The sequence below is a fragment of the Mesorhizobium sp. Cs1299R1N3 genome, assembly GCF_037179625.1.
Taxonomy (GTDB): domain Bacteria; phylum Pseudomonadota; class Alphaproteobacteria; order Rhizobiales; family Rhizobiaceae; genus Mesorhizobium; species Mesorhizobium salmacidum.
Genome location: NZ_JAPYKQ010000008.1, coordinates 87,811 through 103,385, shown reverse-complemented (window position 1 = coordinate 103,385; position 15,575 = coordinate 87,811). Strand labels below are relative to the sequence as shown.

The following is a 15,575-nucleotide window of genomic DNA, read 5'->3' as shown; positions in this document are numbered from 1 at the left end:
ACAGGCATGTCAATGTAAATGTTGACATTGTGCGCTATTTTGTATAGGTAAATATCTACACATTTCAATTTAATGTCAATATATGAGTTTACAATGAGCGTGAAGCAGGCCGTTCGCCAACAGTATCAGGCCTTGGTGGATCTCGCCCAAGATGGCAATTTGCAGCTTCCCGCGGAAGGGTGGATACGCACCGTGCGAAAGGCGCTCGGCATGTCCGGCGCCCAGCTCGCAGGGCGGATGGGCGTTACCCGCGCCCGTATTGCCCAGGCCGAACAAGCCGAACTCCAGGGCGGCGTCACCTTGAAGTCGATGCAGGCAACGGCCGAGGCGATGGGATGCCGGTTCGTCTACGCGTTCGTGCCACCCGACAGCATCGAGGCGATTATCGGCGCCCAGGCACGCAAGAAGGCGCAGGCGATCGTCGCCACGGCCGGCAAACATATGGCGCTTGAAAACCAGGCGGTATCTGGCAACCGGACGGAGCGCGAAGTGAGCCGCCTGGCAAGCGGTCTGATGCATGAAATGCCGTCCGACTTCTGGCAGGACAAATGACGGTTACGCCTGACTATCCGGTGGGCGCGACGCCGCTTGATCCAAACGAGCTTGGCGGACTGAGGCACAAGCACATCACGACCCAGGCCGAACTGGACGAGTTGGAACAGTCCAACATCGCGTCCGGCCTGCTGTTGCTATCCCGGACGCGAAGGAAGGACATTCTCACTCACGGTTTCGCGGTCGAGCTTCACCGGCGGCTGTTCGGGGAGGTGTGGCACTGGGCGGGCGCTTTCAGGACGACCGGCAAGAACATCGGCGTGGACCCGGTGCAAATCGGGGTGCAGTTGCGGGAGGCGCTGGACGACGCGCTGTACTGGGCGGATCGTGGCACCTATGTGCCCGTGGAGGCAGCCGTGCGGCTTCACCACCGGATTGTGTTCATCCATCCGTTCGCGAACGGCAATGGCCGCCATGCCCGCATCCTGGCGGACGCCATGCTCGAAAAGGTGTACGGCGTCGATCCGATCGATTGGGCGGATGGGGCTGACCTGTTGAAAATGAACGAGAGACGGGCGGCGTATATCTCGGCGTTGAAGGCAGCCGATCGACACAACATCAGCCCATTGCTGGCTTTTGCCGGGCTGGCAACAAAGCCGTGACACCCAGGCGCTTGCCATGGTCGACGCGGACGGGGGGCGCATTGTTGGGGTGTGCTCGGCGCCCGCGCCAACCAGGGCGGCTCGTACCGCCGCAACAACTTTATCGCACATCGCCTGGACGTCCGAAACTTCCGCGAAAGCGGAATAGGCAGGGGCTGCAAGGCCCTGCATTCTAGCCGGGCACAATCGGCCAATCATCAGGCGGCATTGCGGGCATGGCGATGACGCGCGATGGCAAAGGGCCGGCGCCTTTGCACCGACCGGCGCGCGTTGCCTGCGCGTCGCGGATCGAACCATCCGGTTTCCCTTGTAGGACCAAGGTCTTGGGTGGTGCGCGCAAAAGTCCGAGGGGCCCTGTTCGGTTCCGGCAATGTCCATTGGATGTTCCGCTATTTCATCCAATCGAGATATAATCATGCGGCCTTGCAGCGGGGTTGAGAAAGGGCAAAAGCCTGGTCGAACGGCCATGAACTGGTGACCCGTCCGGCAGGGAAGGCAAGCGCAAAATTCCAGCGAGAGCAGTTGCTGGTCAGCCTGCCCGACCGAAAGCTGGCAGTCGGGTCGTCTGTTTCGGAAGCGGAAAACTCGGCCCGCTCCACGCAGGCAGACGCGCTTGGGCTTGCCGTCAGCCCAGCCACCACCACAATGCCGCGATGGCCGCCGCGATGGCAGCCACCGTCAGTCCCAGCATGATGTAGGAGCCCGTGATGATGTCGCGGATGATCTTCTTGATCGTTTCGCGGTCGTTCAGGTTGGGGAAGGGTTCGTTCGGCTGCGCCACGTCGAGAAAATGGCAGAGCGGGGCCCAGCCCTCACTGACCTTGAACACCAGCAGCTTTTCCGGCGGCACGGCTGCCTTCACTTCGTCGACATAGGCATTGTAGCGGGCAACCGCCCTATCCCGGTCGCCCATGACACCGGCCAATGTGCGGCCCCAGATGAGCTTGCGCGACATGTCGCCGAACTTCCGGCCGAACGGGGTGAGCCATTCCAGGATCTTGAACTGCCACAGGTTCTCGGTGAAGTAGATCGTGTCGATCGTGCTTTCGTACCACGCCTCGGCGCCGCGTGGGTGCAATGTCAGCAGCACCTTGGCATCGGGGTAGGCCACCATCAGTTCGCGCCACACGCAGCAGCCTGGATTGTCGACCGTGGCGGTGTAATTGGCGAACACCTTGCCCCAGTCCTGCTGCGAACCGGGCGGGCTGTTGGCCACCTTGCGCCAGAAATCGAGATGGCCTGTGTTGGCCTTGTTCATGATCACTTCCTGCATGTGATAGCAGGGCAGGCCGAGCTTGTTCAACGCGGCAAAGGTCGACCATGTGCCGGTGCGGCCGAAACCGGCCCCGATCAATTTGAGCGTCATTCCCCAATCCCCCCGGACTTCTTTTCCGATTACCGCGGTCCGTGAGCATCAAACTGCTCCTGCCAGCGCCACTGTGCAACAAATTTCTAAGGGGATGTCGAGCCGGACACCGCGTACTTGCGTAGTTGCTAAAATAATGAAAGCCTGTGCGCGGATGCGGAGATTTGGGCAGGGAGTCGCCCGGACCGGGACGGGTTCGGCGATCATGAAGGTCGATGTATTTTGGGCCATTTCTCGTCGGAATGTCGGCGACCACGATCCTTGTCGCGGTCTGGACCTATATTGCTACCGGTTCCTTCTGGGAGGCGCTTGCCTGGACTGTGGTGGTCCTGGTCGTCCTGCAGGTCGGCTACTTCGTGCTCGTCCTGGGGCTGATCCACAGGCGCGCACAAGACACCACGATGGGCCAGGATGCAGTCAACCCGGTGCCGCCGTTACACCGGGACGGCGTCCGGCATTAACGGCGCCACCCGCGGCTCGCTATCCCTTCGCCCAGGAGGATCTCTCAGGGCCTTGCTGGCCAGCGTATTCAGCATCGCGCAGAATTCGCTGGCGGCGCATTTCCTGTAAATCGCGGCGGCCATGGTGGAACGAAGCCGCGGTGGGTGCGTTTTCCTGCCTTGATCGGTGAGGCGCCACCTCCACCGGTCTGTTGAAGGTCCGCTCCTGCTCCCGGCGGGGCGGGCCTTTTTTGGAGGCGAGGTAAAGCATGGGAACGACACCCCTCGCTATACGTTAGCTGTTGCCAAGGCGGTGTACAGAGCGAATAGCCCTAGAAAGAGGCGCCATTTCTTGCCCTTGCAAGGCGATATGCCTTGATTTTCCCGCAATCCAGAAGAAGTTTTGTTAGATCTGCGAAGCATGCCAGTGTTGATATCTTCACTTATATTTGTATCGAAATGTGGCATATTGTTGGTTAAGCGCCTCATTTATTTCACAAGCAGATATGGAACCTCCGACTTGCGTGAGAGTTTCCCTTCAGGCGGAGCGAATGCCCAATCATGGAGGTTGTTATGAAACATTATCTTACGAGTGCTGCGGCTGCGATCGTCCTGCTGGGCGGCGTCGGCGCGGCTCTGGCGGACACCATCGTGGTCCAGCCGGAACAGGAGACGGTCGTTCGCGAATATATCAAGAGGGAGCCGCTGGCGTCGGTGAACCTTCTGGGCGTCGAACTCAAGCTCGGCTCCTCGGTCCCGGACAAGGTCGAACTGCGTGAAGTTCCCAACGTCAGGTATCGCGTCGCGGTGATCAATGATCAGACCGTGCTGGTGGATCCCGACACCCGTCAGATCGTGGAAGTTCTTCACTGATCCGTCTCATGCATCAAGCAAAAAGCCCATCACCGGTTTAACGCCGGTGATGGGCTTTTGTTTTGACGCCGGCCAGGTGCGCAAATCTACTCGGCGGCGAGCCGGTCCTGCGTCCTGGTGTCGAAATCGCTGGCGTCATGGCGTTCGTGCAGCTGCATGGCCGGTTCGCCGAAGGCGCGGTTGACCATGCGGCCACGCTTTACCGCGGGTCGTTCGTCGATCGCCTTCGCCCAGCGCTGCACGTTTTTATACTCGTGCACCGACAGGAAGGTGGCGGAATCATTATACTGCCGGCCGAGCGCCAGCCCGCCATACCAGGGCCATACCGCCATGTCGGCGATGGTGTAATCCTTGCCGCCAAGATATTCCGTTTCGGCCAGACGGCGGTCGAGAACGTCCATCTGGCGCTTCACCTCCATCGAGAAGCGGTCGATGGCATATTCGAACTTTTCCGGTGCATAGGCGTAGAAATGGCCGAAGCCGCCGCCGAGATAGGGGGCCGAGCCCATCTGCCAGAACAGCCAGGATAGCACTTCCGCCCGCGCCGGCTGCTCGGCCGGCAGGAATTCGCCGAATTTCTCGGCGAGATAGACCAGGATCGAGCCGGATTCGAAGACGCGCACCGGGGACTTGCCGCTATGGTCCATCAGCGCCGGGATCTTGGAATTGGGATTGACCTCGACAAAGCCGCTGCCAAACTGGTCGCCATCGTTGATGCGGATCAGCCATGCATCGTATTCGGCGCCCTCGTGGCCAAGCGCCAGGAGTTCTTCGAGCATCACCGTCACCTTGACGCCGTTTGGCGTCGCCAGCGAATAAAGCTGCAGCGGGTGCTTGCCGACCGGCAGTTCCTTGTCGTGGGTCGGTCCGGCGATCGGCCGGTTGATACTGGCAAAGGCGCCACCATTGCCCTTGTTCCAGGTCCATACTTTCGGCGGGGTATATTCGGTCATGTCGGCTCTCGTATCGTGGGAGGATGGCAGGTCACCCATAGCTAGGGCTGCGGAGAGGGAAGTTCAACTTGTGTTGAACTATTGTCAATGCGGGGCGCGACGCATCGCCTGCCGGGCGTTCGAAATTCGAAAAGCCAAGCAGTTGGCTTTTCCTGCCCTATGGCCACCGTTTCTCACCCCCTTGCAGCATCTCCCCCGTGGCATACCTATAGAAGAAGCCGCCAGGCATTCGCATCGCAGGACAAAATCATGACCATCAATCCCAATCCGCGTTCCGTCGTTGCCGTGCGGGCGACCGTTCCGGAGGATGCCTTCACGGCCGGGGCACTGGGCACGCTCAGGGAAGGCAGCGGCGTCGTCATCCGCAATGACGGGCTGGTGCTGACCATCGGCTATCTCATCACAGAGGCGGAGGAGGTCTGGCTGACCTCGCATGACGGCCGCGTCATCCCCGCTCACGCGCTCGCCTACGACCAGGAATCGGGCTTCGGCCTCGTTCAGGCGCTGGCGCCGACCGGCCTGCCGGCCGTGGCGCTGGGCGATGCCGGCAAGGCCAGGATCGGCGACGCGGTGGTGCTTGCCGACGGCATCGGCCGGGCGGTCGAGGCCAAGATCGTCACCAAGCAGGAATTCGCCGGCTATTGGGAGTATCTGCTCGACGAGGCGATCTTCATCGCGCCGGCGCATCCGTCCTGGGGCGGCGCGCCATTGTTCAACGCCGAGGGCGCGCTGCTCGGGATCGGTTCGCTGCGCTTGCAGATGAGCCGCGCCGGCGAGGTTGCCGATATCAACATGGTGGTGCCGATCGACCTGTTGCCGCCGATCCTCGACGACCTGCTGACGCGTGGCCACGTGGCCAAGCCGCCGCGCCCGTGGCTCGGCGCGCTGTCGGCCGAGAGCGACGGCAAGGTGGTGGTGATGAGCGTGACCGAGGGCGGCCCGGCGGCCAAGGCCGGCCTGCGCGAAGGCGACGTCATTTCCGAGGTCCGCGACGGTGCGGTCGACGGGCTCGCCGATTTCTATCGCAAGCTTTGGGAAAGCGGCTCGGCCGGCGCCGAGATCCCGATGCGGGTGGTGCGCGACGGCCGCGAGACCTGGTTGCGCGTCAAGTCCGCCGACCGCGGCAGTTTTCTGAAAAAGCCGCAGCTGCAGTAGGTCGGGCATTTTCGGCCAGCCCATGCATCCAAGACTGCTCAAGACCTTCCTCGCGGTGGCGCGCAGCCGCAACATCACGCGCGCCGCCGAGATTGTTCATCTCGCCCAGTCGAGCGTCAGCGACCAGGTCCAGTCGTTGGAGGCCGAGTTGGGCGCTGCCTTGTTCACACGCTCGAAATCAGGGCTGGAGCTGACGCCGGCGGGGCTGGCGCTGAGGCCCATCGCCGAAGAGCTGCTGCGGCTCGAAGGCGAGGCGCGCGCCGCGGTTCAGGCGGCGTCTGGCCAGACCAGCGGCGCGCTGACCATCGGTGCGCTGGAGACGATCGCCTCGGCCCGCTTGGCGCCCTGGCTGCCGGGGTTCCAGGCCAGCCACCCCGACATCGCCGTCCGGATGAAGGTGACCGACAGCGGCACGCTGCTGCGCCAGCTGGAGGACGGCGACATCGATGTCGCCTTCTGCTTCGATCGACGCGATGTCTCGAATGGCGGCGTCGATCAACGCTTCGCCAGGCATGCGATAGCGGCCGAGCCGTTGGTGCTGATCGCCGCGCCGGGGCAGAACCTGGTTCCGTGCGATCTGGCAGCTCTTGCCGGAAAACGTTTCGTGGCAACGGAGCCTGGATGCATCTACCGGCACATGTTCGACACCGCCTTCGCCGAGGCGGGCATCGGCGCGTCGGAACTTGCCGCCGAAGTCGGCAGCATCGGCGCCATTGCCCGGCTGGTCGCGGCCGGCGCGGGGCTGGGCCTCGTTCCACGTCTGGCCGTCAGCGACGCGCTTCAGCGTGGTGAGCTGATCGAACTGCCATGGCCTGGCCGAGCGCAAGTGGCGCCGCTGACGATGATCTGGCGGCGCCGGCGCGTCCAGCCGCCGGCACTCCGGCACCTGCTTGCCGCCGCGCGCGACACACTGGCGCCGCCGCACTCCGGAATCGGCTCAGGATCTGAATCGGCGAACCGCTCCAAGGCCTTGTTTCCAAACAATTCCGGGAAAGCCGTCGTCAGCTAGACCAAGCGATGCCCGCCCTCGACATGCAGCGTCGTGCCAGTCGTAAAACCATTGCCCATGAGGAAGAAAATCGCGTCGGCGATGTCGTCGGGCTGGCCGATCCTGCCGACCGGCAGCCGCTCGGCCATCGCCGCAAGTGTCTCTGCTTTCCTGTCGCCGGCCACCTGCGCCCAAATCTCGGTATCGACCCAGCCGGGCGAGACGGCGTTGACGCGGATCGGCGCGAGTTCCACCGCCAGCGCGCGCACCATCCCTTCGAGCGCGGCATTGACGGCGGCTACGACCGAACCGCGTGCGGCCGGCCGGTAGGCGGCGATGCCGGAAACGAAAGTCATCGAGCCGGCCACTGCCAGCCGTGGCGCGCCGTGCTTGGCCAGCAGCAGCGGCCCGAAGATCTTGCTGTCGACCACGCGTTGCGCCGCCGCGAGATCGAGCTCCGGCAGCAGCCGGTAGGCGCCTTCGATGTCGGCGGCTGTGCTGACGATATGGTCGAGGCCGCCGGTCCCGGCGAACAACGCCGCGACCTGATCTTCCCGCGTGATGTCGACAGCGGCCACGTCCAGGCCCGCGGGATTGCCCAGCGCCTCACAGGCCTGCCGCAACCTGTCTTCGCCGCGCCCGGCGACGATGACTTCAGCGCCAGCCTCGACGCAACGTCTGGCAAGCGCCAGGCCCATGCCGGATCCGCCGCCGACGATCAGGATCTTTTGGTTCGAAATGCTCATATCCGCTCTGCCTTCGTTTGGTTGGACAAGGGCAGGGAATTGGCAGCTCGATGCGGAAAGCGAAAACGGAAGAAACCGATAGTGTCATCGGAAGGGCCGATTATGCCAGCCCATAGAGCCTCGTCCCGTCAGCGTACCAGCGGGCTATCCCAAACGACGAACAACAGCGCCTTTAACTGGGCGAAGCGCTGCGGTCCGAGTTCGGTGCGCCACTCCTCCTCGATGTCGCGCAATATTTCGACCATTTTCCAGAAAGCGGCGTGGCCGCGCTCGGTGGACCGCACCACGCGCGCGCTGCCTTCACCGTCGGAGCGGACGAGATAGCCGTAGCCTTCCAGACTGCTGAGCAACTGGTTGATGGCTTGCTTGCTCATGCCGGCCCGCTCGGCGATCGTGCCGGGCCGCGCCCCGTCCGGGCCGGGAAACTGCAGCACGGCCATGTGCGGCAGGCGCAATTCGTCGAAACCCGCGTCGTTGAGCTCCTTGATCAGCCGGCGCTGGATCGCCTGCGCCGGCACGCGCAACAAGGCGCCGATCAAAAGGTCCTCGGTTTTGGTCTGCAGAACTTCGGTGGACGTGGCCATTGACGATCCGGTAAATTGAGTTTACTGATTGCTAGTAAATGTAATTTACCGGAGGGGTTTGCGCAATGTCATCCATGAATCTTCAGGTCAATCCAGCCGAAGAGACCATCGGCGACAAGATGCTATCGATTCGCTTCCTGGTGACGGGCGACAGTTCGAACGGCAGCGTCGCCGCCTTCGAGTTGAAAGTGGCTGGCGGATCGCGGCTGCTGGCGCCGGCGCACAGCCACGATCATTATGAAGAGACGATCTACGGCGTTGACGGGGTGCTGACCTGGACCGTGGACGGCAAGGCGATCGATGTCGGAGCGGGAGAGGCGCTATGCATTCCACGCGGCGCCGTCCACCGGTTCGACAACAAGGGCGTCAACGACGCGACGGTACTATGTATCGTGACCCCGGCGGCGATCGGTCCGGACTATTTCCGCGAGATTTTCGCAATGTTCCATGCCGCCGCCGGTGGCCCGCCGGACAAGGCCAGCATGATGGAGATCATGCGTCGCCACGGGCTGACGCCGGCGGCACCGACACCGGCCTAGAACACGAGCGCTGGGGCTGCGGCGACTCTATTCCCGCTCCGCACTCGCAAACACCACCAGATTGCCATCGGGATCGCGCATGCGCATGATCCAGGAACGGTCGGCCTTCTCGATCGGGCCGGGTTCGAGGCCCGCATCCACCAGTCTCTGCCGTTCTGGCGCCAGGGGCAGCACGCCGAGCGTCAGCGTCGAGGTGCCGGCTTTTTCCTTGTCCTCGAAGAGCTGCACCTCGGCGCTTTCCGTGAACTGCCATTCGGCAAGGCCAGGCATCGGCCGGCGCAGCGGCGGCTTGCCGAAGAGTTTTCCATACCAGTCGATGCTGGGCTCGAGGTCGGAGCAACTGACATGGGCGAAAACGGTCTGCACGGCCATCGCGATCCTCCATGGCGATTGCACTCTCCTGTCGGAACGCGGCGATGGATGGTGTGTTCCGTTGCCTGGCGGCAGCGTGCCCCACTGCTGACGAAAATTGGCAGTGAACATGCCATGATGATGCGGGGAATCGCACGATGCCGGAGGCAAGATTACAGTGATGCCAGCGACAACGACACTGATCCGGCAGGTGCACTGATGGCCCCCGTCAAGGTCGACCCCGACAAGGTGCGGGAATTTCCCGACGCGGCGAGCTTTTACGCCTGGCTCAGCGAACACCACGCCACGGAAACCGAAGTGTGGATCAAGGTGCATAAGGTGGGGTCGGGACTGAAGTCGATCACGCCGAAGGAGGCCATCGATGTCGTGCTGTGCTTCGGCTGGATCGACGCCGTGCGCAAGGGGCTGGACGAGAACAGTTTCCTGCAGCGCTACACGCCGCGCGGCAAAAAAAGCATCTGGAGCAAGATCAACGTCGACAATGTGGCGCGCCTCGTCGAGGAGGGCCGCATGACCGGGCATGGGCTGAGAGAGGTCGAGGCGGCCAAGGCCGACGGGCGCTGGGCGCGCGCCTATGGCAGCGGCAAGGCGATGAAAATCCCCGATGATCTGCAGGCGGCGATCGACGCCGAGCCGGCGGCGAAGGCGATGCTGAAAAAGCTCAGCGCGCAGAACCGCTTCGCGCTCGCCTTCCGCACCCACAACATGAAGACCGAGGCCGGGCGCAAGAAGAAGATCGAAGCCTTCGTCGCAATGCTGAAGCGCGGCGAGACGATCCATCCACAGGGGAAGAAGTAGGCCCTTCAGGCGCCCGAATGCGGGTCGATGCGGTAGGGATGGACGGGGTAGCCGGGTCCGATGGCATCGCGTATGCGGTTGGTCCATGCTGCGAACCCCGGATAGTCCGCGAGCGAAAAGCCGCAATCCCCGGCGCGGTGGCTGTAGGCATAGACGGCGATGTCGGCGATGGTGAGGTCGCTGCCGGCGAGAAACGGCGCCTCGCCAAGGCTGCGGTTCAGGGCGGCGAGCGTACGGGCTCCGGCTTCGCGCTTGCCGGCAACCATGGCCTGGTTGCGCTCAAGCCGTCCGGTCAGGGTCCAGAAACGCAGCGAGCCGATGACGGGCTCGACGTTGTACTGTTCGAAGAACAGCCATTGCATGACCTTGGCTCGCCGATAGCGGTCAGGCGGCAGCAGGGGCGTGCCCTCGGCAAGGTAGGTGAGGATCGCATTGGATTCGGCGATGGCGCTGCCGTCCTCGAGTTGAAGGACCGGGACCGCGCCTGCCGGGTTGAGCGCCAGGAAGGCATCGGTATGGCTCTCGCCCTCGAAAATCGAGACAAGGCGCGTGACGTGAGGGATCTTGAGCAGCCCTAGCGCGACCCGGACCTTCCAGCCGTTCTGCGACGGCAGATAATCGTGAAGCGTGAGCATGACCGGTCCTCTTGATGGGTGAACGATCGCATATAGCCGCGCCCGCCGACACCCGATTCCCGCGCAACCAACTCATGCGCGTCATCGCATGATGACTGCTATCTCCTCCCTCTAATAAAACAGGTCCACCCGTGCCATTTTGCCCCGAGATGACCGACAAAGAGGCTTCCCATGAACACCCACAAAGTCGCCCTCGTCACCGGCGCAAATCGCGGCATCGGGCTTGAAACCGGGCGGCAGCTCGCGGCGCTCGGCTTCACCGTTCTGCTCGGCGTGCGCGATCTCGCCAAGGGCGAGGCGGCGGCGAAAGGGCTCGATGGCGATGTCGAGGCCATTGCGCTCGATGTCGCCGCGCCCGACGCGGCGGCGAGCGCAGCCGACGACGTGCAGCGCCGGTTCGGCCGGCTCGACGTGCTGATCAACAATGCCGCCATCCACTACGACACCGGCTCGCGCGCCTTGCGGCCCGACTGGACTGTCATCATCGAGGCGTTCGAGACCAATGTCTTCGGCGCCTGGCGGGTGGCCGCCGCCTTCGCGCCGCTGCTCGGGGCGGGCGGCCATGGCAGGCTGGTCAACGTCTCCTCCGAAGGCGGTTCTCTGGCCTCGATGGGGGCGGGCGCGCCAGCCTATTCGACCTCGAAGGCGACTCTCAATGCACTGACCCGCGTGCTGGCGGCCGAACTGCGCGGCTCGGGCGTGCTGGTCAACGCGATCTGCCCGGGCTGGGTCGCCACCGACATGGGCGGGCCGGGCGGGCGCCCGGTGGCGCAAGGGGCGGCGGGCATCGTGTGGGCCGCGACCTTGCCGGACGACGGCCCGACGGGCGGCTTTTTTCGCGATGGCAAGAGGCTGCCGTGGTGACGGCGGGACGCGGGCAGGTTCGGGCGGCGCCCGGCATTGCATAGCAGCGTTCGGCATCTGATTCGGGAAATTGTGCCAAACAGTTGTTTTCGTATCAATCTCGCCGGACATCCGTGCATCACCTTCTCCATGGCGGGTGGACGAAGGCCGGCATGGCGGCTATTTTTTCGAGCCCGCGACCAGATCGCGCGGCGCAATCGGCCGCCGGGAGTTGTTGCCGTTGAGAAGAATTGCTTCGTGGACGATGGCGTTGATCCTCGTTGCCCTCGCCGCGTGCGTCGGGGCTGGCGCCGCCGTCGGCCAGACACAAACGTCTGCCGAGCTGCCTTTGCCGTCGGACGTGTCGTCGAAGGACATATCGGTCGGGGTAAAGGCCGCACCGCCCTTCGCCTTCAAGCTGCAGGACGGCACCTGGTCGGGATTGAGCATCGACCTCTGGCAGAAGATGGCCGGGCGGCTCAACCTTGGCTTCCACTATGTCGAAGTGCCTGGCGTGCAGGACCAGATCGACGGCGTCGTCAGCGGCAAATTCGACGTGGCGATGGCCGCGATCACGGTCACGGCAGACCGCGAAAAGGCCGTCGACTTCACGCAGCCCTTTTTCACCACCGGGCTCGGCATCGCTACACCGCTCAACAGCCAGCCGTCATGGCGGCCGATTTTGCACGCGCTGACCTCGTTCGGCTTCCTGCAGGCCGTGCTGGCGCTGATCGTCATCTCGGTCGTGGTCGGCGTCCTGATCTGGATGTTCGAGCGCCGCCACAATGAGGATTTCGGCGGCGGCGTCGCCAAGGGCCTGTTTTCCAGCATGTGGTGGTCGACGATTGCCGCGACCCAGGCCAGCACCGGCGATTTCGGTCCGCGAACCGTGCCGGGACGTGTGCTGGCCGCGCTGTGGATGATGGGATCGATCATCGCCATCGCGGTGTTCACCGCCGGCGTCACATCGGTGCTGACCGTGACGCAGATGGAAGGCATGGTGCAGGGCGAAAGCGACCTCGCCACGGTCCGGGTCGGCGCCGTGCAGAATTCCTCGACCGCGTCCTACCTGGATTCCACCCATATCCGCCATCAGGACTTTGCCACCGTCCAGCAGGGCCTGGACACGCTGCGCGCCGGCAAGATCGATGCACTGGTCCACGACAAGCCGCTGCTTGGCTGGCTGGTCGGACAGAACTACGGCGCGAGCCTGCGGGTCCTCGACGCGATCTTCGACCAGCAGCAATATGCCATCGCCCTGCCGCTCGGCAGTAGGCTTCGCAAGCCGCTCGATGTCGCCCTGCTGCAAACCATGGAAAGCGACTGGTGGAAACAGGCGGTCTTCCAGTATCTGGGCGAGAAATAGCCATCGGCATGAGAGCGGGGACGGACAGCTCGCGGCATTGCGCGCAAGAAAAAGCCGCCCTTTTTCAGGACGGCTCTTCGGGTGATGGCTGTCGTTACTGATCGAGGTCGACCGGGGTCACCCCGAGGAGCTTCAGGGCGTTGGCGTAGGTCCGGATGCCTTGCGCCTGCTTGCTCCCGGCACAGAACCGGTTCGCCTTGTCCTGCAGTGCCGTTACCTCGGCGATCTGTCTCGCACTGGCACCCGGTTTGGCCTTGGCCTGGATGGCAGCGTCGAGTTGGAGGCCGAGCCGGCTGCAATATTCGGTCCGGGTGACCGCCGCCTGCGCGCCCGACTGTACGACGGCAAGCATGGCGAGCGAAATGCCTGTCAGGGCGCCCATCCATCCGGCCGAACGTCGTTGCATTGCAGGCACTATCCCTTGGCGTGTCTGGCGGCCGCTGCCCGGCTGCCACGGGGATGGTTATCGCAGACGATCTTTTCGCCAGTTTTTCCAGGATGTTGAATCTTGTTTCTGGAGTGTGTCTGGAGGCCGGGTTCACACTTCGTCGGCGTCGAACAGCAGCATCGTCAGATCGTCGTCGCCCGGGGCCAATATCCGCCGGTCGGCGGCGCAGGCAACGCCGACTTCGCTGGCGAACGCGGCGCGGATGTCGTCGAGGCTGTCGAAATACAATGTCCCCACAAGGTAAGGCATGTCGCCCGCCGAGAGTTTGACGATGGGCCGCCTGCTGACATCGTAGCGCCGCAGGCCGGGGAGCTTCTTGGCGAGCGGTATATGAACATCGAAATAGTGCCGGTCGAACGCGGCCGGATCGGCCGGGGTTTTGTAGATCACAAGCATCTTGGCCATTGCCCGTATTCCTGTCCTGTTGATGTCGATGGTCGGGCCGTGCAGGCCGCCAAACCGAAGTCGTTCGACATTGGCGGATTTCGACTGCCGGTCGATTTTTATCTGCGCGGGCCGGGGGGCGGGGCCATGCGACAGCCGATTTCCCGACTTGAGGAGATCGGCGCCTCGCGCTCCCGCGGGCACTGCGGCGCTTCTGCCTCTTCCCCCGGCACCGTCATTCGCGTAAGGGCGCGGGCAAATCCCAATTCCGCATCGATACCCCTCGGAACATCATGATCAGACTTGAAAACATCGGCAAGCAGAACGGCCGTCAGCTTGTCTTCATCGAGGCGTCGGCCTCCCTGCAGAAGGGCGAGAAGATCGGCCTCGTCGGCCCCAACGGTGCCGGCAAGACGACTTTGTTTCGCATGATCACCGGCCAGGAGCAGCCCGATGAGGGCCAGGTGCAGGTCGATCGCGGCGTCACCATCGGCTATTTCAGCCAGGATGTCGGCGACATGGCGGGCCACAGCGCGGTGGCCGAAGTGATGAACGGCGCCGGACCGGTCAGCGACGTGGCGGCCGAGATGGCGGAACTCGAGGCGGCCATGGCCGATCCCGACCAGGCCGACCGGATGGACGAGATCATCGAACAATATGGCGAGGCGCAGCACCGCTTCGAGGAGCTTGACGGCTATGCGCTGGACGGACGCGCGCGGGAGGTCCTCGATGGTCTCGGATTTTCGCAGGAGATGATGGACGGCGATGTCGGCAAGCTGTCGGGCGGCTGGAAGATGCGCGTGGCGCTGGCCCGCATCCTGCTGATGCGCCCCGACGCCATGCTGCTCGACGAACCGTCGAACCATCTCGACCTAGAAAGCCTGATCTGGCTTGAGCAGTTCCTGAAGGGCTATGACGGTGCGCTGCTGATGACCTCGCACGACCGCGAGTTCATGAACCGCATCGTCAACAAGATCGTCGAGATCGATGCGGGATCGCTCACCGCCTATTCCGGCAATTATGAATTCTACCAGCAGCAGCGGGCGATCGCCGACAAGCAGCAGCAGGCGCAGTTCGAGCGCCAGCAGGCGATGCTGGCCAAGGAAATCGCCTTCATCGAGCGTTTCAAGGCGCGCGCCTCGCACGCAGCCCAGGTGCAGAGCCGGGTGAAGAAGCTCGACAAGATCGACCGCGTCGAGCCGCCAAAGCGCCGCCAGGTGGTGAATTTCGAGTTCCAGCCGGCGCCGCGCTGCGGCGAGGACGTCGTCACCTTGAAGAACGTGCACAAGGCCTATGGCAGCCGCACCATCTATGAAGGGCTCGACTTCCAGGTCCGCCGCCGCGAGCGCTGGTGCATCATGGGCATCAACGGTGCCGGCAAGTCGACGCTGTTGAAGCTGGTGGCCGGCGCCTCCGATCCCGATACAGGCACGGTGGCGCGGGGCCCGAGCGTGAAAATGGGCTATTTCGCCCAGCACGCCATGGAGCTCCTGGAGGGCGAACGCACCGTGTTCCAAACGCTGGAAGACAATTTCCCGCAGGCCGGCCAGGCGCCGCTTCGGGCGCTCGCCGGCTGCTTCGGCTTTTCCGGCGACGAGATCGAGAAGAAATGCCGGGTGCTGTCGGGCGGCGAGAAGGCGCGGCTGGTGATGGCGCTGATGCTGTTCGATCCGCCCAACCTGCTGGTGCTGGACGAGCCGACCAACCACCTCGACATCACCACCAAGCAGATGCTGATCGAGGCGCTGTCGCAATATGAAGGCACGATGCTGTTCGTCTCGCACGACCGGCATTTCCTGGCAGCGCTGTCGAACCGCGTGCTCGAATTGACGCCCGAAGGCATCCACACCTATGGCGGCGGCTATACGGAATATGTCGAGCGCACCGGACAGGAAGCGCCGGGCCTTCGGAGCTGAGCGGGTAGGGGGCGC

The 15,575-nt window shown here is 63.6% G+C and carries 19 protein-coding genes; 11 read left to right on the top strand and 8 right to left on the bottom strand.

Annotated elements, in window-relative coordinates; translation table 11 throughout:
• The first annotated feature begins 93 nt into the window (after window positions 1–93).
• Both O7B34_RS18670 and O7B34_RS18665 read left to right on the top strand, forming a co-directional pair.
• Window positions 94–552 (top strand): mobile mystery protein A, encoded by a 459-nt coding sequence (locus O7B34_RS18670; RefSeq protein ID WP_337147423.1) that lies wholly within the window; start codon window positions 94–96, stop codon window positions 550–552.
• Window positions 549–1,154, top strand: a complete 606-nt coding sequence (locus tag O7B34_RS18665) for a mobile mystery protein B (protein ID WP_337147422.1) — start codon at window positions 549–551, stop codon at window positions 1,152–1,154. The genes O7B34_RS18670 and O7B34_RS18665 overlap by 4 nt, the downstream gene beginning before the upstream one ends.
• 625 nt (window positions 1,155–1,779) lie before the next feature.
• Here O7B34_RS18665 and O7B34_RS18660 read toward each other — a convergent pair.
• Window positions 1,780–2,520, bottom strand: a complete 741-nt coding sequence (locus O7B34_RS18660; RefSeq protein WP_337108224.1) for a sulfotransferase family protein — start codon at window positions 2,518–2,520, stop codon at window positions 1,780–1,782.
• Between the two features lie 215 nt (window positions 2,521–2,735).
• On the opposite strand from O7B34_RS18660, the gene O7B34_RS18655 reads away from it, so the two are divergent.
• Both O7B34_RS18655 and O7B34_RS18650 read left to right on the top strand, forming a co-directional pair.
• The gene (locus O7B34_RS18655) at window positions 2,736–2,981 is read left to right on the top strand and encodes an exopolysaccharide production repressor protein (RefSeq protein WP_337147421.1); all 246 of its coding nucleotides are present in this window, start codon (window positions 2,736–2,738) and stop codon (window positions 2,979–2,981) included.
• 552 nt (window positions 2,982–3,533) lie between these two features.
• Window positions 3,534–3,833, top strand: coding sequence for a DUF1236 domain-containing protein (locus O7B34_RS18650; RefSeq protein ID WP_140508581.1), 300 nt, complete (start codon window positions 3,534–3,536; stop codon window positions 3,831–3,833).
• Window positions 3,834–3,919: 86 nt separating this feature from the next.
• On the opposite strand, the gene yghU is transcribed toward O7B34_RS18650, so the two are convergent.
• The gene (gene yghU, locus O7B34_RS18645; protein ID WP_337147420.1) at window positions 3,920–4,786 is read right to left on the bottom strand and encodes a glutathione-dependent disulfide-bond oxidoreductase; all 867 of its coding nucleotides are present in this window, start codon (window positions 4,784–4,786) and stop codon (window positions 3,920–3,922) included.
• A 249-nt stretch (window positions 4,787–5,035) separates the two neighbouring features.
• Here yghU and O7B34_RS18640 point away from each other — a divergent pair, with 249 nt between their 5' ends.
• The gene (locus O7B34_RS18640) at window positions 5,036–5,941 is read left to right on the top strand and encodes a S1C family serine protease (RefSeq protein WP_337140083.1); all 906 of its coding nucleotides are present in this window, start codon (window positions 5,036–5,038) and stop codon (window positions 5,939–5,941) included.
• 22 nt (window positions 5,942–5,963) lie between these two features.
• On the top strand, window positions 5,964–6,950 hold the full coding sequence (locus O7B34_RS18635; protein ID WP_337147419.1) for a LysR family transcriptional regulator: 987 nt from the start codon (window positions 5,964–5,966) through the stop codon (window positions 6,948–6,950).
• Here the strand turns inward: O7B34_RS18635 and O7B34_RS18630 are convergent.
• Window positions 6,947–7,675, bottom strand: coding sequence for an SDR family oxidoreductase (locus O7B34_RS18630; RefSeq protein WP_337147418.1), 729 nt, complete (start codon window positions 7,673–7,675; stop codon window positions 6,947–6,949). The two genes, O7B34_RS18635 and O7B34_RS18630, sit on opposite strands and share 4 nt — an antisense overlap.
• A gap of 128 nt (window positions 7,676–7,803) precedes the next feature.
• Window positions 7,804–8,259 carry a MarR family winged helix-turn-helix transcriptional regulator gene (locus tag O7B34_RS18625; protein ID WP_337147417.1) on the bottom strand — a complete coding sequence of 152 codons (456 nt, stop codon included), beginning with the start codon at window positions 8,257–8,259 and terminating at the stop codon, window positions 7,804–7,806.
• Between the two features lie 65 nt (window positions 8,260–8,324).
• On the opposite strand from O7B34_RS18625, the gene O7B34_RS18620 reads away from it, so the two are divergent.
• Window positions 8,325–8,798: a cupin domain-containing protein gene (locus tag O7B34_RS18620; RefSeq protein ID WP_337147416.1), complete on the top strand. Its 474-nt coding sequence runs from the start codon at window positions 8,325–8,327 to the stop codon at window positions 8,796–8,798.
• Window positions 8,799–8,825: 27 nt separating this feature from the next.
• On the opposite strand, the gene O7B34_RS18615 is transcribed toward O7B34_RS18620, so the two are convergent.
• On the bottom strand, window positions 8,826–9,170 hold the full coding sequence (locus O7B34_RS18615) for a VOC family protein (protein WP_337147415.1): 345 nt from the start codon (window positions 9,168–9,170) through the stop codon (window positions 8,826–8,828).
• 198 nt (window positions 9,171–9,368) lie between these two features.
• On the opposite strand from O7B34_RS18615, the gene O7B34_RS18610 reads away from it, so the two are divergent.
• Window positions 9,369–9,968: a YdeI/OmpD-associated family protein gene (locus tag O7B34_RS18610; protein ID WP_337147414.1), complete on the top strand. Its 600-nt coding sequence runs from the start codon at window positions 9,369–9,371 to the stop codon at window positions 9,966–9,968.
• Between the two features lie 5 nt (window positions 9,969–9,973).
• Here O7B34_RS18610 and O7B34_RS18605 read toward each other — a convergent pair whose 3' ends face one another.
• Complete coding sequence (locus O7B34_RS18605) at window positions 9,974–10,603, bottom strand: glutathione S-transferase family protein (protein ID WP_337147413.1); 630 nt, start codon at window positions 10,601–10,603, stop codon at window positions 9,974–9,976.
• 171 nt (window positions 10,604–10,774) lie between these two features.
• On the opposite strand from O7B34_RS18605, the gene O7B34_RS18600 reads away from it, so the two are divergent.
• The gene (locus O7B34_RS18600) at window positions 10,775–11,467 is read left to right on the top strand and encodes an SDR family NAD(P)-dependent oxidoreductase (protein WP_337147411.1); all 693 of its coding nucleotides are present in this window, start codon (window positions 10,775–10,777) and stop codon (window positions 11,465–11,467) included.
• 244 nt (window positions 11,468–11,711) lie between these two features.
• On the top strand, window positions 11,712–12,812 hold the full coding sequence (locus O7B34_RS18595; protein WP_337147587.1) for a transporter substrate-binding domain-containing protein: 1,101 nt from the start codon (window positions 11,712–11,714) through the stop codon (window positions 12,810–12,812).
• Window positions 12,813–12,906: 94 nt separating this feature from the next.
• On the opposite strand, the gene O7B34_RS18590 is transcribed toward O7B34_RS18595, so the two are convergent.
• On the bottom strand, window positions 12,907–13,218 hold the full coding sequence (locus tag O7B34_RS18590) for a hypothetical protein (RefSeq protein WP_337140092.1): 312 nt from the start codon (window positions 13,216–13,218) through the stop codon (window positions 12,907–12,909).
• Between the two features lie 132 nt (window positions 13,219–13,350).
• Complete coding sequence (locus O7B34_RS32190) at window positions 13,351–13,665, bottom strand: EthD family reductase (protein WP_442920975.1); 315 nt, start codon at window positions 13,663–13,665, stop codon at window positions 13,351–13,353.
• 272 nt (window positions 13,666–13,937) lie between these two features.
• On the opposite strand from O7B34_RS32190, the gene O7B34_RS18580 reads away from it, so the two are divergent.
• Window positions 13,938–15,560, top strand: coding sequence for an ABC-F family ATP-binding cassette domain-containing protein (locus tag O7B34_RS18580; protein WP_337147409.1), 1,623 nt, complete (start codon window positions 13,938–13,940; stop codon window positions 15,558–15,560).
• Window positions 15,561–15,575 lie beyond the last annotated feature (15 nt).